This is a genomic window from Faecalibacterium sp. AF28-13AC (assembly GCF_003478405.1).
In the GTDB taxonomy this organism is placed as follows: domain Bacteria; phylum Bacillota; class Clostridia; order Oscillospirales; family Ruminococcaceae; genus Faecalibacterium; species Faecalibacterium prausnitzii_E.
The window spans coordinates 1-18,994 of sequence record NZ_QUFG01000002.1; the positions used below are offsets into that span (position 1 = coordinate 1).

Here is an 18,994-nt window from a genome sequence, read left to right on the forward strand (position 1 = left end):
ATAAACGCTGAAAGCATCTAAGCGTGAAGCCGACCCAAAGATAAGATATCCCACTGATTCAATCAGGTAAGATCCCTTGAAGACTACAAGGTTGATAGGCATGATGTGTAAGTGGAGCGATCCATTCAGCAAGTGTGTACTAATAGATCGAGGGCTTGACCACAATTCGCTTGAGACTCAAAGAGTCAACGAAAAAATGATAGCAGTGATTATTCAGTTTTGAAGGCACGTCCTTCTAAAAACACTGGACAAACAGTAGACCGGATGGTATACTGAACCAGTCATATGGTCGGGGACGATGACGGTGAGGTCCCACCTGTTCCCATTCCGAACACAGTAGTTAAGCTCACTCGTGCCCAAGATAGTTAGCTGGAAACGGCTTGTGAAAATAGGTAGTCGCCGACTTGATCGAAACGCTCTAAGAGAAATCTTAGGGCGTTTTTTGTTGCACTTTGGGACCCGCTCTGGTAGAATGAAAGAAACGACCGTAAGGGAGGTGCCGGAAATGGATTGGGTCATGTGTCTGCTGCCCTTTGCCGTGTGTTTTGTGGGCTTTCTTGCCGCCGCGAAGGTGACGAAAAAGAAAAAGCGGATTCTGGCTGCGGCCGGGGTCGTGCTGTTTCTGGCGGCTGCATTCGGCTCGCTGGCCGTTTACCGGAATCAAAAGATCACGAAGCCCATCCGGGACAGTGAGCTGCTCGCAGTGGCAGAACTGCGTCTGGACGCGTTCCTGGGGGATGCAGAGCTGAACGATTTCCAGACCGACCGCCTGACCGAACTGTATGGCGCACTGGGACACTATCTGAACAGCCTGGTCTATCTGCCCTGCATCAACCAGGACACATTTGATGCGGGTACTCAGGATGTGATCCTGCAATTCGGAACGGAGGAGGAGGTAAAACTCTGGCTGGCGTTCTATCCCGACCGCCGGATCTGCCTCGTGAACGGGAAAAAGGCCTATGTTTTTCCAGGTGGAACGGCCGCTTACCAGAAGATCGAAGCGATCCTGGCCTCGGACAGCGTACAGACCACTGTGACCATCACGGCACTGGATGCGGCAAACGACCAGCTGACGGCTTCGGATGCAGAGGGGAAAGAGTATGTGATCCACGGCATCTCAGAAAAGCTGCGGACGCGGGACGAAGAGCAGGTGGACGTCAAGGCGCTTTCGGCAGGCGATACGCTGACCGTTCTTTCGGATGGCGCGGCTCTTCTGAGCGCCCCCAGTCAGTTTGAGCATATTTATAAGATCTATTGGGAGAAATAAATGGACATTTTACCTATTGAAACACATCGCTTGCTGCTCCGGCAGTTTGCGGTAGAGGATGCCGAAGATGTATTTGCAATTTTTTCGGACGAGCAGACCACGCTGGACTGCGGAGGCTACCATGCCTTTGATGCGATGGATGAGGAATATGGCCGCTTGATGCAGAAATTTGCGGGGCAGACCCGATACAGTGTGGTGGAAAAGAAGACCGGGCGGGTCGTTGCAGTGATTTCGATGATGGACGCCGGGCGGGCTGTTCCGGGCTGGGACCTGGGCATTGAAGTTGCACCGGATGCCCGCCGGAAGGGATACGCACGTGAAGCATTGGCCGCGGTGGTGCGGACCTATTTTGAACAGACGGATACCGTGCTGTTCACTGGAGGACACTATGCTTATAATACGGCGTCCGGTGCGCTGCTGAAACAGCTGGGGTTCGTCTATGAGGGTGTGGAACACAAGGCGATGCGCCATGCCGAACGCGGCCCGACTGACCTGGTGTCCTATTTCCTGGAAAAAGAATGAATGCCGAGCGATTTCCGCTGTCTCTTCTTCAAGAGGCGGCGGATTTTTTTCGGCAAAAGCCTTGCATCTGGCCCACCGGTGCGGTATGCTTAACCAATAGAGCTCGCAGGGGGAGGGAAACCGGGATGGATATGGAAGAGATCCAGTATCTGCTGGGCAGTGCGATCTTTGCGCGGGCAAAAAAATATGTGAATCGCATCGAATCGTATGAATGCAAGACCGAAGAGAATGGGGTCCGGCATCTGAGCGCAGAGGTGGAGGGCGGCGGAGACGATCTGTATGAGACGGAGGCATGGCTGCGCCAGAACGGCAGCTTTGTCAGCGCGAGCTGCACCTGCCCCTATAATGACAATGGCAACGGCCTGTTCTGCAAACATATCGGGGCGCTTCTGCTGTATGACCAAAAAGAAACGGCGCAGACGCAGAAATCGTGTCCTTCTAAGATCGGCCTCACCGCGATCCCCGGCGTCGTGCGGGGCACGGCCAATCTGCCCGAAGAGCCGGAACCAGCCCGGAAGGACAGCTATGCCTCCGGGTTGCAAATGCTGTTCGGGCGGAAATGGCGGGGCGATGAGCCAGAATCGGACCCGGAGGCCCGCGCCCTGCTGCGCACCTATCGGGAAGGGGAGTTCTCCGAAGTGGAGGACAGCATCCTGCCCCAGCGCACCGGCTTTGTGGAGCTGGAACCGGAACTGACCGTGCTGCAGGGCGGCACACCCTGGCTGCGGCTCCGCATCTCGGACGGCGGACGGCCCTATGTGGTCAAGAGCCTGGAGGAACTGCTGTCGCATATTGAAAACAACCAGGTTGTCAGCTACGGAAAATCGCTGGCGTTCCAGCACCGGTGGGATGCCTTTACGCCGGAGGCCCGGCAGCTGCTGAACCTGCTGCGGCGGGAGATCATCAACCGGCAGCAGCTGGAAACGCGGGGCTATACCACGAGCCGCTACGCGGAGACCGGCCCGGCCGGCGGCATCACGCTGACGGGAGAGGCCTTTGACGCCCTTGTGAACCTGTATGCCGACCGACACGAGCTGGGCGGCTATGCCTTAAAGGAATGCATCCCCTCCCTGACGATCCAGGTGGAACGGCGGCGCGGCGGTGTGCAGATCAACGTGCGGCCGTCGCTGGGTTCGATCAAAGGGCTGGATTTTGATTACCTTTACAGCGAGGATACCATCTGGCGGCTGGATCGTGCAGCCACCGCCCGGATGCTGCCTGCGTTCCGGGGGCTGAGCGGAAAGAATCTGTTCTTTACGAGCGGGGACGCTACGGCTTTTTGCAGCTATGTGCTGCCGGAACTGGGCCGCTATGTGACCATCGAAGACCCGGAACGGCTGCTGCTGAACCAGATCCCGCTGGCGCCGGTGACGCAGTTCTATCTGGATGCGCCGCAGATGGGGACCGTGAGCGCCCATCTGGAATTTTTGTACGGCGAGGATCGCGTGACGCCCTTTGCTCCGCCGCCGCAGGGGCTGCTGCGGGATGCCCGCACTGAGAACCGCGCCGCCCGCCTGCTGGGCCGGTATTTGCAGCCGGGCGCGGGGCCGATGCAGTACAGCGCATCCGAGGAGGAAGCGGTCTACCGCTTTCTGGACGAGGGTGTCCCGGTGCTGATGAACGAGGGCGAAGTCTACCTGACCGATGCGTTCCGCAATCTGCAGGCCCCGCCGCCGAAGATCTCGGTGGGGGTATCGGTGCATGGAAGCGTCCTCGACCTGGAAGTAGACACCGGTGCGTTCCCGGTGGGGGAGCTGAAGGCTCTGCTGAAGTCGCTCCACCAGAAAAAACGCTACCACCGCCTGCGGGATGGCCGCCTGCTCAAGCTGGACGAGGAGTTCGAGGGGCTGGACGAGCTAAACGAGACGCTGGAACTCTCCGGGGTCAAGTTGAGCAAGAACCACGCGGAGCTGCCTCTTTACCGGGCACCGAGTCTGGATCGGGCGCTGTCGGGGCAGAGCGGGATCCACTTCAACCGCGACGATGCGTTCCGGCGGATCAGCCGCAGCTTCCATGCGGTAAAGGACAGCGAGTATACTCCGCCTGCTTCCCTACAAAAAGTATTGCGAAAGTACCAGCGCGATGGCTACCGCTGGCTGCGGACGCTGGACGGCTACGGCATGGGCGGCATCCTGGCCGATGATATGGGTCTGGGCAAAACGGTGCAGGTGCTGAGCTACCTGCTCTCCATCAAGGAGCTGGGGGAGGAGGCCCTCCCCAGCCTCATCGTCTGCCCGGCGTCGCTGGTGCTGAACTGGGCCGAAGAATGCCAGAAGTTCACGCCGGAGCTGCGCTGCATCGTTGTGGACGGCGGCGCGGCCCACCGCGCGGCCCTGGCCGAGCAGTGGGAGGGGGCAGACCTTGTGGTGACGAGCTACGACCTGCTCCGCCGCGACGAGGCGCTGTATGCAGACCGGAAATTCTATGCCTGCATCCTGGATGAGGCGCAGGCCATCAAGAACCATACCACCCAGAAATACAAGGCCGTGTGCCGGGTGAACAGCCGGGTGCGCTTTGCGCTGACCGGTACGCCGGTGGAAAACCGGCTGGGTGAGCTGTGGAGCATCTTCTCCTTCCTGATGCCGGGCTATCTGCCGCCCTACAAGAGCTTCTGCACCCGGTTCGAAAAGCCCATCGTGCAGGAGAACGACCCGACGGCGGTGCGGCGGCTGAACCAGCTGACCGGGCCGTTCATCCTCCGCCGCATGAAGGCAGAGGTGCTGAAAGAGCTGCCGCCCAAGACCGAGAACATCTACCGCATTGAGCTGGAAGAAGAACAGCGCAAGCTCTATCTGGCGGCGGTGCTGGATGCCCGCGAAAAGCTCAAGGCGGCCAAACCCGAAGACAAGATGGCCGTGTTTGCCGTGCTGATGCGGCTGCGGGAAATCTGCTGCGACCCGCACCTCATCGCCGACAACTGGGAGGGCGGCAGCGCCAAGCTGGACGCCTGCACCGAGCTGGTGACCTCCGCCGTGGAGGGCGGGCACCGCATCCTGCTGTTCAGCCAGTTCACTTCCATGCTGGACCTGCTGGCCAAACGTCTGGATGAAGCAGGCATCAGCCACTTCACGCTGCAGGGCTCGACCCCGAAGCCGGTCCGCGCCGAGCTGGTGCGGCGGTTCAACGGGGGCGAGGTGAGCGTTTTCCTCATTTCGCTGCGGGCGGGCGGCACCGGCCTGAACCTGACCGCCGCCGACATCGTCATCCACTACGACCCGTGGTGGAACGTGGCAGCGCAGAACCAGGCCACCGACCGTGCCTACCGCATCGGCCAGCAGAACCCGGTGCAGGTGTACAAGCTCATTGCACAGGATACCATTGAAGAAAAGATCGTTGCATTGCAGCAGGCCAAGCAGTCGCTGGCCGACACGGTGACAGGCAGCGCCGACGGCGCGATCCTGTCGATGAAGCCGGAAGAGTTGCTGGAATTGTTGGAGGTGCCGGAACCATGAACTTTGCGATTTTTGCACGGCCGGTCGTGACCATTTACGACCTGACCGAAACGACGAAGGAAAGCGACGCGGGGGTCGTCTCCACCATCGGGGACGAGGGCCTGTATGGGCAGGTCTGCCAGGTGCGCACGGCCCCCGGCGGCGTGACGGCAGAGGGCGTAACGCTGCCGGAGGAGATGGCCGAGGTGGTCAGCTTTTACGGCTATCACGGCTATGTGTTCGCATCGGAGCTGCGGTTCTGCGGGGAAGCGGAACTGCGGAGCTACCTTGCCGCCGAATGGGTGATGGCGGGCCGCGCGACCGATGTGCTGACCCTGCCCAAGGTGCAGGGCGTCCGGCTGCTGGAGCTGGAGCGCGGGGCGCTGCTGCGCCGCCTGCCCGAAGAGGCCCCCCACGACGGCTGGGCACTGGTCCGGCTCGTGGATGGACGGACCGGCTATGTCCGGTCTGTGGCGCTGGAGCCGGTGCGCTGGCCGATGACGGCGGTGTTCACCCAGCAGGCAGGCCGCCGCTTTGACGAGGCACTGGCGCTGGCCGAGGGGTGCAGGCCCGAAGAGCTTGTGCCCCGTGCCCTTGACCGCTGGTACGGCGGCAGCGAGGAAGCGTTCCGGAATGCGCTGGCCGAGCAGGCCAAACGGTATCTGGGCACAGAGTACCGCTGGGGCGGCAAGTCGGGCCGGGGCATCGACTGCTCCGGCCTCGTGAGCAGCGCCTACATGCAGTGCGGCGTCCTCATCTACCGGGACGCCCGACTCGTGGAGGGCTGGCCCATGCACGAGATCCCGAAGGAACAGGTCCGGCGCGGCGATGCGCTCTACTTCCCCGGCCACATCGCGCTCTATCTGGGCGAGGGGCGGTACATCCACTCCACCGGTGCCGCAGGGAGCGGCGGCGTGGTGCTCAACAGCCTGGACCCGGACGACCCGCTCTACCGGGAAGATCTGGTGAAGAGCCTGTATGCGGTGGGAAGTTTGTTTTGAACCCGCTCCGTCTCGCTCCGCCTGTCAGCTCCCCCCGAAGGGGGCGCTTTGGGCAAAACCAGAAATTTTGTAGGGATTGCCAAGGCCTCTCCTACAAGGAGAGGCGGCATTGCGAAGCAATGACGGAGAGGTTGTACGAAGGAACGATAGCAGAAAGGACGACACGTTATGAAAGTCTTTGATCTCCATTGTGATACCCTGAGCGAACTGCGCTATGCCGAGCGGCGGGGCGAAGCCAAGAGCTTTGCAACCAATGATCTGCACATTGATCTGGAAAAGCTGCACAAGGGCGACTACATGCTGCAATGCTTTGCCGCTTTTGTGAACCTGAGCGACCCGACCCCCGGCGCAGACCCGCTGGTGACGGCGCTGGAAGAGGTGGATGTGTTCAAGCGGATCATGGCGAAGTATTCCGACCAGATCGCGCCGGTCTACCGCCCGGAGGACATCCGCCGCAACGCGCAGGCCGGAAAGATCAGCGGAATGCTGACCATCGAGGAGGGCGGCTGCTGCAAGGGCAGCCTGGGTGTGCTGCGGCAGATGTATGAGCTGGGTGCCCGCATGATGACCCTGACCTGGAACCACGAAAACGAGCTGGCCAGCCCCAATGTGGTGCCCGGCGGGGGTGGGGACATCTGGCCCTGCAAGCCCAACACCGAGACCGGCCTGAAGGAGCGCGGGTTTGAATTTCTGGCCGAGATGGAGCGCCTGCATATGATCGTGGACGTGAGCCACCTGTCCGACCGGGGGTTCTGGGATATCGCGGAGCACAGCACCCGCCCCTTTGCGGCCAGCCACTCCAACTGCCGCGCTCTGGCACCCCACTGCCGCAACCTGACCGACGAGATGATCCGCGTCATGGCCGAAAAGGGCGGTCTCGTGGGCCTGAACTACTGCTCCGGCTTCCTGGATGACCAGCCGCGCCCGGAACTCTGCCGCAGCACCACGGCCCTGATGGCCCGGCACGCAGCCCATTTCAAGCGGGTGGGCGGCATTGAGATCATCGGCCTGGGCAGCGACTTTGACGGCATCGGCGGCAAGCTGGAAATGGGCGACTGCTCCAAACTTCCGCTGCTGGCCGACGCGCTGCGGAAGGAAGGCTTCACCGAGGACGAGGTGGAGCAGATCTTCTTCCGCAACGCCCAGCGCTTCTTCGAGGAAAATCTGTAAATAGAAAGGGAAAAATTCCGAAATGGATAAAAATATGACGCTGGAAAAGCGGATCGCGGCCGAACTGTACTCCTATCAGGGCAAGATGAGCGTTTTTGTGGACGACCTGCAGGGCCGCACGGTCGAGATCGGGGCCGATGAAGCGTTCGAGACGGCCTCGACCATCAAGGCATTCATCCTGGCGGCGCTGTATCTGCAGGTCAGCCGGGGCAAGGCCAGCCTGGACGAGCGCATCACCTACGAGGAGAGCCAGTTCGTGGACGGCTCCGGTATGCTGCGGGCGCTGGGCGTGGGTGCGGCGCTCAAGGTGAAGGACACCGCCACCATGATGATCATCTGCTCGGACAACATCGCCACCAATATGATCATCGACTATCTGGGGCTGGATACGATCAACGCCTGCATCCGGGAGCTGGGCTTTGCCCACACGGTGCTGCACAATCCGCTCCACTTTGACCGCTACCGCGACCTTGGCACCACTACCCCCCGCGATTACGCAGCGCTGTTCGCGCAGGTGGCAAAGGGCACCCTCGTCAGCAGAGAGGCCAGCGCGGAGATGCTGGCCATCTTCCGCCAGCAGCACTATAACACCATGCTGACCCACGATTTCCCGCAGTTCTATCTGGACTGCGAGGAGACCGGCGAACCGGAACGCATCTGGGTGGCCAGCAAGAGCGGCAGCATGAACGCCTGCCGCAACGACGGCGGCATCGTCCACACCCCTTACGGCGAGTATGTCATCGTGCTGATGAACAAAGACTTCCATGATATCATCGAGTACAACGACCACCCCTCCATGGTCTACGGTGCCCGCGTCTCCCGGATGATCCTGGACCAGATCCTGGCCTGCGAGGGCAGGCTGTATCTGGACTGACCCATTCGCGGTGCCCCGTCGGCTCCTCCCGGAGGAACCGGCCGTGAAAAACCGAAAAATATACAACGACGTGAAAAATAGAGGGAAACATGACAGAAAGTATAACGATCTCTCCGCTGATGCTGGTCTTCCTGATGTGCATGACCGGCTTTGCGGGCTTTGTGGACTCGGCAGCAGGCGGCGGTGGACTCATCAGCCTGCCTGCCTATCTGTTTGCGGGCCTCCCGGCCCACTACACCTATGGCACCAACAAATTCAGCGCCGCCTGCGGCACTACCTTTGCCACGGCGCAGTTTTTCCAAAAGGGTGCCATGAACATCAAAGTGGGCCTGCTGGCGGCAGCAGGCAGCTTTGTGGGCAGTGCCCTTGGCTCCCACATCGTGCTGCTGCTCAGCGATGAGGCGCTGCGGGCCATGATGCTCGTCATCCTGCCCATCGCGGCCGTGCTCATCCTGTGGCGGCGGAATCTGCCGGACGAGAACCGCGACGACGGCACCCTGACGGCCAAAAAGGCCGTGCTGGCTCTGGCCATCGGTCTGGGCATCGGCCTGTACGATGGCATCTTCGGCCCCGGCACCGGCACCTTTGCCATCATCGCCTTTACCACCCTGATGGGCTTTGACCTGCGCACGGCAGGCGGAAACGCCAAGGTGCTCAACCTTGCCAGCAACTACGCCAGCCTGGTCACCTACCTGATGAACGGGCTGGTGGTCTTCTCGGTGGGCATCCCCTGCGCCGTCAGCGGCATCGTGGGCAACCTGCTGGGGTCGCATTTTGCCCTGAAGAACGGCGCCAAGTTCATCCGCCCCATGATGCTCGTGGTGCTGGTGCTCCTGCTGGGCAAGATCGTTTCGGACGCGGTGCTGTAAACAAAAAAACGAGGAACTGCACAAAACAGTTCCTCGTTTTTGCGTCTGGGGGTTACAGATCCAGCGTCAAGGTCTTGTCGAAGAAGGCGATGCCGAAAGCGCCGGGGCCGGCGTGGGTGCCGATGACACAGCCGATCTGGCGGACCAGCAGATCTTCCTGCTGCAGGTTGTCGCGCAGGTAGGTCTGGATGGGCGTCACCTCACGGGGGGAGACGGTGTAACCGGCCAGCGCCGGGAAGGCGGGGTTGATGCCGCCCATCTCCTCGACCTTCTTGAACAGGGCCACGTAGGCACCGGGCAGGCCACGGGCCTTGCCGGCCATGGCGACCTTGCCGTCCTGGATGGTGATAAGGGGCTTGATGCCCAGCATCCCGCCTGCAACGGCTACGGCAGCGGGCAGGCGGCCGCCCTTGCGCAGGTACTTCAGGTCGTCGATGGCGGCCACAAGGTGCAGGTGCTCCTTGGCATGTTCCAGAATGGCGGCGATCTGACCGGCCGTTTTGCCGGAATCCCGCAGCTGGACGGCCAGGCGGACGAGCAGGGCTTCGCTCAGGCAGACGTGTCCGCTGTCCACAAAGAGGACGTTGTCCACATTGGCCATGTCGGCGGCCAGCTTGGCGCACTGGTAGGTGCCGGACAGCGCGTGGGACAGGAAGATGCCGATGACCTCATCCCCGGCGGCAGCGGCTTCGAGGAAGAAGTTCTCGAACAGTTCCGGGCTGGGCTGGCTGGTGGTGGGCAGCTTGCGGCACCCGGCCAGGATCTCATAGTAGGCGGAGGGGGTCATGTCCACGCCATCCCGCAGGACGGTGCCGTCCTCCAGCGTGACGTTCAGGGGAATGACGGTCACGCCCAGCTGCTCGGCTTCGGCGGGCAGGATGTCGGACGCAGAATCGGTGAGAATACGGATCATAAATACAATACCTCCGAGGGTCGTGGCCGTAAAACGACCAATTCATCAGAAAAGTCGTGGGAATTATACCAGATGCAGAGGGAAAAAGTCAATTGTTTGAGCAAAAATTTCTTCGCATTTTCGCAAAACAGCTCCTCGGCTTGCGCAAATGGGGGCGGATGTGGTACAATGTCCGCCGATGGGAGGGCTGTGCGTGAAAGAAAAACAGGAAACGGCCGCGTTCTGGAAAACGTTTGGTCTGGCGGCGCTGCTCTGGGCTGCGCTGGCAGCGGGGTCTGAACTGCTGTTTCCATCGTCGGCTGCGGCCCCGGCGGGGGCGGCAGGCATCCTGCGCAGCTGTCTGGTGCTGCCGGTGGCGGAGGAACTGGTCTTTCGCGGGGCCGCGCTGCGGCTGCTGCGTCCGCTGGGGCGGAATGCGGCCATCCTGGGGCAGGCGGTGCTGTTTGCTGCGCTGCACGGCAGTCTGCAGGCCAAAGCGTACGCGCTTGGGATGGGGCTGCTCTTCGGCTGGGCGGCAGACCGGTCGGGAAGCCTTCTGCCCGGCATCCTGCTGCATATCCTGAACAATGGGGCCGTGCTGGCCCGCTGCCTGGCAGAAAGGGGAACACCATGACCGATTATGAACTGATGGGCGCGGCGCTGGCCGAAGCCGAACAGGCCGCTGCGCTGGGCGAAGTACCGGTGGGGGCCGTCATCGCGAAGGACGGCGAGATCATCGCATCGGCCCACAATACGCGGGAGACCGAGAAAAATGCCCTCCACCATGCCGAGCTGCTGGCCATCGATGCGGCCTGCAAAAAGCTGGGCGGCTGGCGGCTGTGGCAGTGTGAGCTGTTCGTGACGCTGGAACCCTGCCCCATGTGCAGCGGGGCCATCCTCAACAGCCGAATCCGGCGGGTGGTCTACGGGGCGGCAGACACGAAAGCGGGCTGCTGTGGGTCGGTGACCGACCTGTTCGCCCTGCCGTTCAATCACCACCCGGCGGTGGAAAACGGGCTGCGGGCCGAGGAAGCACAGGCGCTGTTGCAGGCGTTTTTCCTCCGGCTGCGGGAGGAGCGGGCCGGCAAACCCCGCTGGAGACCGCCTGTGACGAAGTGAAAACTGAAAAAAGTGGGAACTGCGTGAAAAAGTCTGCGGTTCCCACTTTCTTTTTTCGAGAAATTGTGCTATATTATTCAATGGAAACTTGTCGAAACCACACACAATCGTTCCCAGGCACGCCGCAGGACCGGACTTGACCGGAAGAAGTGAGCAGAGCGCTGTTCTGGGGAGCGTGGAACGGCAGTTCCTCCTGCCTGTGCGGATTTTTGCGCGGGCAGAGAACAAGCGACAGGAGGGCTGACTCTTGTACGATGACGAATTTGAGCTGACATTCAATCTGCAGGACGAGGACGCCGCACCGGTGGAGCTGCCCAAGGCGGCGGAAGAGGCCGGACCGGAAGCCCCGGCTGAAACGCGGGAACCCGCAGCCGATGAGGAACCGACCATCGTGCTGCCGGACCGCAGGCCGGAGCCGGCCGCAGAAGCGGCAGCGCCGGACATGCCGCAGCCGGAAGCACCCACAGCATCCGAACCGCAGCCGGAGGCACCGCCCCGGCCTGCCAACGGGCGGTGTGTGCTGATCTCCGGCGGCGACCGTGGCATCGGCGCAGCAGCAGCGCGGGCGTTTTACGCGGCGGGCGACCGTGTGGCGGTGTTCTACCACACCAACGCCGACGCGGCGGCGGCTCTGGAACAGGAGCTGCCCGGCTGCATCGCCATCCAGTGCGATGTGGCATCCCGCGCCAGCTGTGAGGTCGCGTTCCATGCGGCCGAACAGGCGTTGGGCCGGGTGGATGTGCTGGTGAGCAATGCGGGCATCGCCCAGCAGAAGCTGTTCACCGACATCACCCCCGACGAATGGCAGCATATGCTGGACGTGAACCTGACCGGTGCGTTCCACCTGTGCCAGCTGGCACTGCCGGGGATGATCCGCCGCAAGGCGGGCCGCATCCTGACGGTCAGCAGCATGTGGGGCCAGACCGGCGGCAGCTGCGAGGTCCATTATTCCGCTGCCAAGGCGGGCCTCATCGGCCTGACCAAGGCCCTCGCCAAAGAGGAGGGCCCCAGCGGCATCACCGTCAACTGTGTGGCTCCGGGTGTCATCGACACCGATATGATGGCTGCCTTTACCGCCGAGGACAAGGCGGCGCTGGCCGAGGAGACCCCGGTGGGCCGTCTGGGCAGTGCGGACGAGGTGGCGAAGCTGCTGGTGTTCCTCGCCGGAGAGGATGCCGGATACATCACCGGCCAGGTGTTCGGCGTGAACGGCGGCCTGGTGATTTGACCGGCCTGACAGCGGACAAAACTATGATACAACGTCACTTCCGGGCGGAACCACGTCCGGCGTGAAAAGGAGAGAGCGAAATGGGCATGACTTTGAAGGAACTGTTGACGAAAGGCGAAGGCACCCTGAGCGCACAGGAGGCCAAAACGCTGGCCTCGCAGTGCCGGATGGATGTGGAGACCCTCTACACCCTGCTGGAGGAGCGCGGCATCAAAGTTCTGGACAACGAGGCGGAAGAGGATGCCAGCCTGGACGTGGACAGCATCCTTGCCGAGGTGGAGAACGCCGAGGCCAATAGCGATGAGCTGGGCCTGGGCGTTGACGAGGAAGAGGAAGCCGAGGAGAACCCGGCCGACCTGAAGGCAGCGATGGATGAGCTGCTGGACGACCCCGTGAAGAACTACCTCAAGCAGATCGGTCAGATCCCGCTGCTGAGCGCAGAGCAGGAAGTGGAGCTGAGCCGCCGTATCCATGCCGGTGCCGAAGCAGCACACATCCTTCAGGCAGACCGCATCAAGTACGGCGCGCCGGAGTACATCAAAAAGAACAGCGCCCGCTTCTCGTTCGAAGAGGATGAGAACAGCCGCAGCTACAACGAGGATCTGGACGACGAGGGCGGCGAGAAGTCCACCGAGGATGCCGAGGAAAAGGCAGCGGAAGAGAAGGCTGAGGAAGAGATCGAGAACGGCCCTCTGACCGAGGAGCGCCGTCAGGAGCTGCTGAAGACCCGCCGTGACGGCCTGAACGCCCGCCGCAGCCTGAGCGAAGCCAACCTGCGTCTGGTCGTTTCCATCGCCAAGAAGCACGTGGGCCACAATCTGGCATTCCTCGACCTGATCCAGGAGGGCAACATCGGCCTCATCAAGGCCGCTGAAAAGTTCGACTGCGACCGCGGTTTCCGCTTCTCCACCTACGCCACCTGGTGGATCCGTCAGGCCATCACCCGCGCCATCGCAGACCAGGCCCGTACCATCCGCATCCCGGTGCACATGGTCGAGACCATCAACCGGATGCGGCAGGCCACCAACCAGCTGGTCTACCAGAACGGCCACGAGCCCACCCCGGAAGAGCTGGCAAAGGCCATGGATATGAGCGTCGAGCGCGTCCGTGAGATCCAGCGCATGGCGCAGGAGCCGGCCAGCCTGGAAAGCCCCGTCGGTGAGGAGGAAGATTCCTCGCTGGGCGATTTCGTCGCAGACGAAAACGCTGAAGCTCCCGGCAAGGCAGCCGACCGCGCCATGGTGGCCCAGCAGATCAACCAGGCCCTCAAGAGCCTGACCCCCCGTGAGGAGAAGGTCATCCGTCTGCGCTTCGGTCTGGACGATGGCCGCCCCCGCACGCTGGAAGAGGTCGGCCGCGATTTCGGCGTTACCCGTGAACGTGTCCGCCAGATCGAGGCCAAGGCCATCCGCAAGCTGCACAGCCGCAAGTGCCTGGCGCTGCTGAACGGTCTGATCGAGTAAGAAAGAAAACCCAAAAGAGGTCGTCACGCAGCGTGACGACCTCTTTTTGAGAAAAATCGAACTTTTTTGCAAAAACCTCTTGCCAAGCGGCGCGTTTTATGATAAACTAATTGAGCTGTGATTATGCTGCTATAGCTCAGTTGGTAGAGCGCATCCTTGGTAAGGATGAGGTCTCCAGTTCGAATCTGGATAGCAGCTCCAGCTCAGGACACCTCGAAGCCGTTTGGTTTTGGGGTGTCTTTTTTTGCTCCCAGAGCAGACGGAACGCCTGAAACGCAAGAGCCGCAGGCCCGGTGAGGGTCTGCGGCTCTGCGTTTATGGGAAAGAGGAATCTCAGGAAAGATCGGGATCAGAAATCAACGTCGGTATCGTAGTAGCAGCACTTGAGCAGCTTCTCCATCTCCTCCTGGCTGGGCTGGCGGGGATTGGAACCGGTGCAGGCATCGCCGATGGCATTCTTGGCGATCTCCGGCAGACGCTCCAGGAAGACTTCCTCCGGAACGAAGCCCTGCTCAGTGGGATAGGAATCCGGGCCGTAGTGCTGGATGCAGTGGGGGATGTTCAGCGCGTCGTTCATGCCGCGCAGGTGTGCGATGAGCAGCTGGACCTTCTCGTCGTCATTGGCACCGCCGAGCTTCATCTCATCGGCAATGACGCCATAGCGCTTTTTGGCTTCGGGGTCTTTGGCGTTGAACGCGATGACCTTGGGCAGATACATGGCGTTGGCTGCACCATGGATGATGTGTGCGCCGTAGTCTGCAAAGGCAGCACCAGTCTTGTGGGCCATGGAGTGGACGATGCCCAGCAGCGCGTTGGAGAAGGCCATGCCGGCCAGACACTGTGCGTTGTGCATCGAATCACGCTTGGCCATGTCGCCGTTGTAGCTGTCCACCAGGTCGCCCTGGATCATCCGGATGGCAAAGATGGCCAGCGGGTCGGTATAATCGCAGTGTGCGGTGGAGACATAAGCCTCAATGGCGTGGGTCATGGCGTCCATACCGGTGTGTGCGACCAGCTTCTTGGGCATGGTCTCGGCCAGGTCGGGATCGACGATGGCGACGTCCGGGGTGATCTCGAAGTCGGCGATGGGGTACTTGATGCCCTTCTGGTAATCGGTGATGATGGAGAATGCGGTCACCTCGGTGGCGGTGCCGGAGGTGGAAGAGATGGCGCAGAAGTGTGCCTTACGGCGCAGCGGCGGGATGCCGAAGACCTTGCACATCTCCTCAAAGGTGATCTCCGGGTACTCGTACTTGATCCACATGGCCTTTGCGGCGTCAATGGGGGAACCGCCGCCCATGGCGATGATCCAGTCCGGCTCGAACTTCAGCATGGCCTCGGCACCGCGCATGACGGTCTCAACCGAGGGGTCCGGCTCGATGCCTTCAAACAGCTCGACTTCCATGCCGGCTTCCTTCAGGTAGCTGACCGCACGGTCCAGGAAACCGAACCGCTTCATGGAGCCGCCGCCCACACAGATCATGGCCTTTTTGCCGGTGAAGGACTTCAGGGCTTCCAGCGCGCCCTTGCCGTGGTACAGATCGCGGGGAAGAGTAAAACGTGCCATAGGAATCTACCTCCAAATCAATTTGCTCTGAAATCGTTATGAAAATAACCAATTTGCTTAAACAAATTATATCGCAAACTATTGAAAATTTCAATGAGCGGAATGGAGAAAGAAGCGCCGTGTTTTGGGCATTTTGATGAACTGCGGAAAACAAAAAAACCACCTGAATCCCAAGGATTCAAGTGGCTTCGCTGTGGAGCTGCTATCCAGATTCGAACTGGAGACCTCATCCTTACCAAGGATGCGCTCTACCAACTGAGCTATAGCAGCAAATGGCGACCCGGATCGGGCTCGAACCGACGACCCCCAGCGTGACAGGCTGGTGCTCTAACCAACTGAGCTACCGGGCCATGATCGCTCAAGTTCGCGGCTGTTCACCGCCGGAACGTGCTTTATTATACCCGAAGAATGACTTCTTGTCAAGCAGAAATCTACAAAAACCGCAAAAAACTTTTCGGGAGAACAGAAAAAGCCGCCTGCAGGCCGAAAATGGGCAAAACAAAACGTCCGGAACGATTGCTCCGGACGTTTGTGGCAGGGGTAGTAAGTCTCGAACTCACGGCACGCGGTTTTGGAGACCGCTGCTCTACCAACTGAGCTATACCCCTAGATCTGTGCTGCATTTTCTGAATGCTTGATTATTATATAAGATTCAGCGTAAAATGTCAAGCACATTTTTTCAATTTTTTGAATTGCAGCCGCAGCAGCCGTCGCTGGCAGAGGGCAGGCTCCGGGCCAGCTGTTCCAGCGTTACGCTGTCGATATACTGGTTGATGACATCGTCCAGCCCGCTCCAGAAGGGCAGGGTGAAGCACTGCTCGGACATGGGGCACTCGTTGGTCTCGCTGCCCAGGCAGGGGATGGGAGCCACGCTGCCCTCGATGGCGCGGAGAATCTCCCCGGCGGTGTAGTCGGCGGGAGCCTTGGTCAGGCGGTAGCCGCCCTGGCTGCCGCGCTCGCTCTTGACAAGGCCGACCCGTGCCAGCGGCGTGACGATCTGTTCCAGATATTTCAGGCTGAGGTTCTGGCGCTCGCTGATCTCCTTCAGCGGGACAGTGGTGCCCGGCGCATAGCGGGCCAGTTCAGCCATCAGCCGCAGCGCATAGCGGCTTTTTGTCGAAAACTTCATAGCGATCTCTCCTTGTTCGTTTTCTTAGTATAACACGCCAAACCGATTTTGAAAAGTGAAAACGCGGCTTTCTCTTGTCGAAACAAAAAAGGTCTGGTATCATATAATAGAGAAAGTCTGAGATCAGGAGATGAACCTATGATAGAGAAGATCGAACCGGCCGTAGCCATCCGCCTGCTGGATGCAGGCAAAGCGACTGCGGTGGACGTCCGGGAACCGGACGAGTTTGCGGTGGGGCACATTCCGGGAGCAAAGCTCCTGCCGCTGGGCGAGGTGCTGAGCCGTGCGGCAGAGGTCCTGCCCGACAAGAATGCCCCTTGGCTGATCTACTGCCGCACCGGCCGCCGCAGCGCCGATGCCGTGCAGAAGCTGGAAAGCCTCGGCTACACCAACCTCTACGATCTGGGCGGCATTCTGAGCTGGCCGTATGAGATCGAAGGCGATTTTGAGGGACACTTCTAAGGAAACTGTGGAAACAGTACTCTTTTGCGCGCCAAAAGAGTACCAGAAAAGCGCCCGCTACTTTCGAAGCGCGGGAGGCACGAACTAGGGGCTGCTCGCCCCTAGTGACCCCAAAGAAGAAGGCTCTGTCAAAAAATCGGGCGGTGCGCCAGTCGGCGCAGACGCTTTTCCGATTTTTCGACAAAGCCGATCAAAACAGGAACGAGGGCAACAGGATGGGATTTCAGGCAAAACAGTTTGCCGGCAGCCACTGCGGCTGCCGGTATCAGCAGGACTACCGCCCGACGCTGGGGCGGGACGGCAAAAAGGAGTCCGGTACGCTGGAGGTCATCAAATTCTACTACGACGGTGCCATTCGCTTTGAGCAGCACTGCTACGGCGAGGCTGCGACCTTCGTGTTCGGCGTCTGGGCGTCCGGCATGGACGAAGACGGCACCCTGCACTGGGCACTGCCCGACCGCCGGAAGAGCTACTACGACGAGGCGTATCTGCCCAAAAAACTGGACCGCGTGGACGAAGCCGGAAACCTCTACTTCGATGGCTCGAAATTTCCGTGGAAGCTGGCAGATGATTTTGAGGAAGACAAGCGCTGGGGCTATCCCCGCTGGAAGGTGCTGCTGGGCAGGCTGACCGGCAAAGGAAAAGGCTGAATTGTAAAAAATTCCGGAATTTCTGCAATTCATATTGACATAGTGGGAATACTAGGGTATAAATAGAGAGCGAAGTATTCATTCGGGCGAAAACTGGCCCGATGTTATCCGAGGAAAGGACAGGATCCCTATGGAAATTTCTGAAAAAGTTGTCTATCTGGACAACGCTGCGACCACGGCCTGCGCTCCTGAAGTGCTGGCTGTGATGACCGAGGCGCTGAGCGGCGCCTGCGGCAACCCCAGCAGCCATTACAGCGTCGGCTACGAAGCAAAAGAATTTGTGGATACCGGCCGCGCACAGGTGGCCAAGGCCATCAACGCTGCCCCGGCCGAGATCTTCTTCACCGGCTGCGGCTCAGAGGCCGACAACTGGGCTGTGAAGGGCACCGCCTTCACCAAGGCGCGCCAGAATAAAAAACACCTCATCACCAGCGCCTTCGAGCACCATGCCATCATGCACAGCATGGCTTCTCTGGAGCGCATGGGCTTTGAAGTCACCTATATCAAACCCACCGCCGAGGGCTACATCCGCCCGGAGGATGTCGAGGCTGCGATCCGCCCCGATACCGCGCTGGTCAGCATCATGATGGCCAACAACGAGATCGGCACCATCCAGCCCATCAAGGAGATCGCGGAGATCGCCCACAAGCACGGCGTCTGGATGCACACCGATGCGGTGCAGGCTGTGGGTGCCATCCCTGTGGACGTCAAGGAGCTGGGCGTGGATATGCTGTCCATGAGCGCTCACAAGTTCAACGGCCCCAAGGGCATGGGCGCACTGTACTGCAAGAAGGGCGTCTGGCCCCAGAACCTCATCGACGGCGGCAGCCAGGAGGCCCGCCACCGCGCCGGTACTGAGAACGTCGCCGGCATCGCCGGTATGGGCAAGGCGCTGGAGATGGCCACGGCCAATCTGGAAGAGCGGATGGCCCACGAGCAGCAGCTGCGGGACTACGTCATCCACCGCATCCTGAAGAACATCCCCGAAGCCCGCCTGAACGGCGGTCTGGAGCACCGCCTGCCCGGCAACGTGAACATCAGCTTCCCCGGCCTGGAGGGCGAGACCATTCTGCTGGACCTGGATATGCACAACATCTGTGCTTCGACCGGTTCTGCCTGCAACTCGGACAGCCTGGACCCCAGCCATGTTCTGCTGAGCATCGGTGTGCCGGAAGAGATCGGCCACGGTTCCATGCGGTTCACGTTCGGCCCGCAGAATACCATGGAAGAAGCAGAGTATCTGTGTGACGTGCTGGAGGAGGTCATCCCCCGCCGCCGCGCAATGAGTTGTATGTGGCTGCAGGGCCAGAACAAGGCCCGTCAGTTCAGCCTGAAGGGAGAGCAGTAAAA

At 60.6% G+C, this 18,994-nt stretch carries 17 protein-coding genes, 4 tRNA genes and 2 rRNA genes; 17 read left to right on the top strand and 6 right to left on the bottom strand.

Annotated features, from left to right (window positions below):
- From DWY95_RS02535 to DWY95_RS02575, 9 genes are all read left to right on the top strand, one after another.
- A 23S ribosomal RNA gene (locus DWY95_RS02535) occupies positions 1–163 on the top strand; the annotation flags it as partial.
- 125 nt (positions 164–288) lie between these two features.
- Positions 289–405, top strand: a 5S ribosomal RNA gene (rrf, locus tag DWY95_RS02540).
- Positions 406–505: 100 nt separating this feature from the next.
- On the top strand, positions 506–1,267 hold the full coding sequence (locus tag DWY95_RS02545; protein ID WP_118552081.1) for a hypothetical protein: 762 nt from the start codon (positions 506–508) through the stop codon (positions 1,265–1,267).
- Positions 1,268–1,789, top strand: a complete 522-nt coding sequence (locus tag DWY95_RS02550) for a GNAT family N-acetyltransferase (protein ID WP_118552083.1) — start codon at positions 1,268–1,270, stop codon at positions 1,787–1,789.
- A 125-nt stretch (positions 1,790–1,914) separates the two neighbouring features.
- On the top strand, positions 1,915–5,241 hold the full coding sequence (locus DWY95_RS02555) for a DEAD/DEAH box helicase (protein WP_118552085.1): 3,327 nt from the start codon (positions 1,915–1,917) through the stop codon (positions 5,239–5,241).
- The gene (locus DWY95_RS02560; RefSeq protein ID WP_118552087.1) at positions 5,238–6,221 is read left to right on the top strand and encodes a C40 family peptidase; all 984 of its coding nucleotides are present in this window, start codon (positions 5,238–5,240) and stop codon (positions 6,219–6,221) included. Before DWY95_RS02555 ends, DWY95_RS02560 begins: the two co-directional genes overlap by 4 nt.
- Before the next feature lie 168 nt (positions 6,222–6,389).
- On the top strand, positions 6,390–7,391 hold the full coding sequence (locus tag DWY95_RS02565) for a dipeptidase (protein ID WP_118552089.1): 1,002 nt from the start codon (positions 6,390–6,392) through the stop codon (positions 7,389–7,391).
- Positions 7,392–7,413: 22 nt separating this feature from the next.
- Positions 7,414–8,265 carry a serine hydrolase gene (locus DWY95_RS02570; protein ID WP_118552091.1) on the top strand — a complete coding sequence of 284 codons (852 nt, stop codon included), beginning with the start codon at positions 7,414–7,416 and terminating at the stop codon, positions 8,263–8,265.
- An 89-nt stretch (positions 8,266–8,354) separates the two neighbouring features.
- Entirely contained in the window at positions 8,355–9,134 is a 780-nt protein-coding gene (locus tag DWY95_RS02575) for a TSUP family transporter (RefSeq protein ID WP_118552093.1), read from the top strand.
- 52 nt (positions 9,135–9,186) lie between these two features.
- On the opposite strand, the gene DWY95_RS02580 is transcribed toward DWY95_RS02575, so the two are convergent.
- The gene (locus tag DWY95_RS02580) at positions 9,187–10,047 is read right to left on the bottom strand and encodes a DegV family protein (protein WP_118552095.1); all 861 of its coding nucleotides are present in this window, start codon (positions 10,045–10,047) and stop codon (positions 9,187–9,189) included.
- A gap of 193 nt (positions 10,048–10,240) precedes the next feature.
- On the opposite strand from DWY95_RS02580, the gene DWY95_RS02585 reads away from it, so the two are divergent.
- The 5 genes from DWY95_RS02585 (at position 10,241) to DWY95_RS02605 (ending at position 14,037) form a co-directional block, all read left to right on the top strand.
- Positions 10,241–10,660, top strand: a complete 420-nt coding sequence (locus DWY95_RS02585) for a CPBP family intramembrane glutamic endopeptidase (protein WP_243082543.1) — start codon at positions 10,241–10,243, stop codon at positions 10,658–10,660.
- Positions 10,657–11,145 carry a nucleoside deaminase gene (locus DWY95_RS02590; protein WP_118552099.1) on the top strand — a complete coding sequence of 163 codons (489 nt, stop codon included), beginning with the start codon at positions 10,657–10,659 and terminating at the stop codon, positions 11,143–11,145. The genes DWY95_RS02585 and DWY95_RS02590 overlap by 4 nt, the downstream gene beginning before the upstream one ends.
- Positions 11,146–11,392: 247 nt before the next feature.
- On the top strand, positions 11,393–12,373 hold the full coding sequence (gene fabG / locus DWY95_RS02595) for a 3-oxoacyl-ACP reductase FabG (RefSeq protein ID WP_187116956.1): 981 nt from the start codon (positions 11,393–11,395) through the stop codon (positions 12,371–12,373).
- 80 nt (positions 12,374–12,453) lie between these two features.
- Positions 12,454–13,836, top strand: a complete 1,383-nt coding sequence (locus tag DWY95_RS02600; protein WP_118552101.1) for an RNA polymerase sigma factor — start codon at positions 12,454–12,456, stop codon at positions 13,834–13,836.
- Between the two features lie 125 nt (positions 13,837–13,961).
- Positions 13,962–14,037 (top strand) — tRNA-Thr (locus tag DWY95_RS02605).
- A 148-nt stretch (positions 14,038–14,185) separates the two neighbouring features.
- On the opposite strand, the gene DWY95_RS02610 is transcribed toward DWY95_RS02605, so the two are convergent.
- The 5 genes from DWY95_RS02610 to DWY95_RS02630 all read right to left on the bottom strand — a co-directional run bounded on the left by DWY95_RS02610 (position 14,186) and on the right by DWY95_RS02630 (position 16,532).
- Complete coding sequence (locus DWY95_RS02610; protein WP_118552103.1) at positions 14,186–15,403, bottom strand: iron-containing alcohol dehydrogenase; 1,218 nt, start codon at positions 15,401–15,403, stop codon at positions 14,186–14,188.
- A 194-nt stretch (positions 15,404–15,597) separates the two neighbouring features.
- Positions 15,598–15,673, bottom strand: a tRNA-Thr gene (locus DWY95_RS02615).
- A 3-nt stretch (positions 15,674–15,676) separates the two neighbouring features.
- Positions 15,677–15,753 (bottom strand) — tRNA-Asp (locus tag DWY95_RS02620).
- A gap of 182 nt (positions 15,754–15,935) precedes the next feature.
- Positions 15,936–16,011 (bottom strand) — tRNA-Trp (locus DWY95_RS02625).
- A gap of 71 nt (positions 16,012–16,082) precedes the next feature.
- A complete protein-coding gene (locus DWY95_RS02630) occupies positions 16,083–16,532 on the bottom strand; it encodes an Rrf2 family transcriptional regulator (protein WP_097792991.1) in 450 nt (149 codons plus the stop codon).
- Between the two features lie 138 nt (positions 16,533–16,670).
- Between DWY95_RS02630 and DWY95_RS02635 the strand changes: the two genes are divergently transcribed.
- The 3 genes from DWY95_RS02635 (at position 16,671) to DWY95_RS02645 (ending at position 18,992) form a co-directional block, all read left to right on the top strand.
- On the top strand, positions 16,671–16,994 hold the full coding sequence (locus DWY95_RS02635; RefSeq protein ID WP_118552105.1) for a rhodanese-like domain-containing protein: 324 nt from the start codon (positions 16,671–16,673) through the stop codon (positions 16,992–16,994).
- Positions 16,995–17,209: 215 nt separating this feature from the next.
- Complete coding sequence (locus DWY95_RS02640) at positions 17,210–17,644, top strand: hypothetical protein (RefSeq protein WP_118552107.1); 435 nt, start codon at positions 17,210–17,212, stop codon at positions 17,642–17,644.
- A gap of 130 nt (positions 17,645–17,774) precedes the next feature.
- Positions 17,775–18,992: a cysteine desulfurase family protein gene (locus tag DWY95_RS02645; RefSeq protein WP_118552109.1), complete on the top strand. Its 1,218-nt coding sequence runs from the start codon at positions 17,775–17,777 to the stop codon at positions 18,990–18,992.
- Positions 18,993–18,994: the final 2 nt, after the last annotated feature.

Coding starts and splice junctions, on each gene's coding strand:
- DWY95_RS02545 (WP_118552081.1), top strand. CDS start 506: ATGGATTGGGTCATGTGTCTGCTGCCCTTTGCCGTGTGTTTTGTGGGC.
- DWY95_RS02550 (WP_118552083.1), top strand. CDS start 1,268: ATGGACATTTTACCTATTGAAACACATCGCTTGCTGCTCCGGCAGTTT.
- DWY95_RS02555 (WP_118552085.1), top strand. CDS start 1,915: ATGGATATGGAAGAGATCCAGTATCTGCTGGGCAGTGCGATCTTTGCG.
- DWY95_RS02560 (WP_118552087.1), top strand. CDS start 5,238: ATGAACTTTGCGATTTTTGCACGGCCGGTCGTGACCATTTACGACCTG.
- DWY95_RS02565 (WP_118552089.1), top strand. CDS start 6,390: ATGAAAGTCTTTGATCTCCATTGTGATACCCTGAGCGAACTGCGCTAT.
- DWY95_RS02570 (WP_118552091.1), top strand. CDS start 7,414: ATGGATAAAAATATGACGCTGGAAAAGCGGATCGCGGCCGAACTGTAC.
- DWY95_RS02575 (WP_118552093.1), top strand. CDS start 8,355: ATGACAGAAAGTATAACGATCTCTCCGCTGATGCTGGTCTTCCTGATG.
- DWY95_RS02580 (WP_118552095.1), bottom strand. CDS start 10,047: ATGATCCGTATTCTCACCGATTCTGCGTCCGACATCCTGCCCGCCGAA.
- DWY95_RS02590 (WP_118552099.1), top strand. CDS start 10,657: ATGACCGATTATGAACTGATGGGCGCGGCGCTGGCCGAAGCCGAACAG.
- DWY95_RS02600 (WP_118552101.1), top strand. CDS start 12,454: ATGGGCATGACTTTGAAGGAACTGTTGACGAAAGGCGAAGGCACCCTG.
- DWY95_RS02610 (WP_118552103.1), bottom strand. CDS start 15,403: ATGGCACGTTTTACTCTTCCCCGCGATCTGTACCACGGCAAGGGCGCG.
- DWY95_RS02630 (WP_097792991.1), bottom strand. CDS start 16,532: ATGAAGTTTTCGACAAAAAGCCGCTATGCGCTGCGGCTGATGGCTGAA.
- DWY95_RS02635 (WP_118552105.1), top strand. CDS start 16,671: ATGATAGAGAAGATCGAACCGGCCGTAGCCATCCGCCTGCTGGATGCA.
- DWY95_RS02640 (WP_118552107.1), top strand. CDS start 17,210: ATGGGATTTCAGGCAAAACAGTTTGCCGGCAGCCACTGCGGCTGCCGG.
- DWY95_RS02645 (WP_118552109.1), top strand. CDS start 17,775: ATGGAAATTTCTGAAAAAGTTGTCTATCTGGACAACGCTGCGACCACG.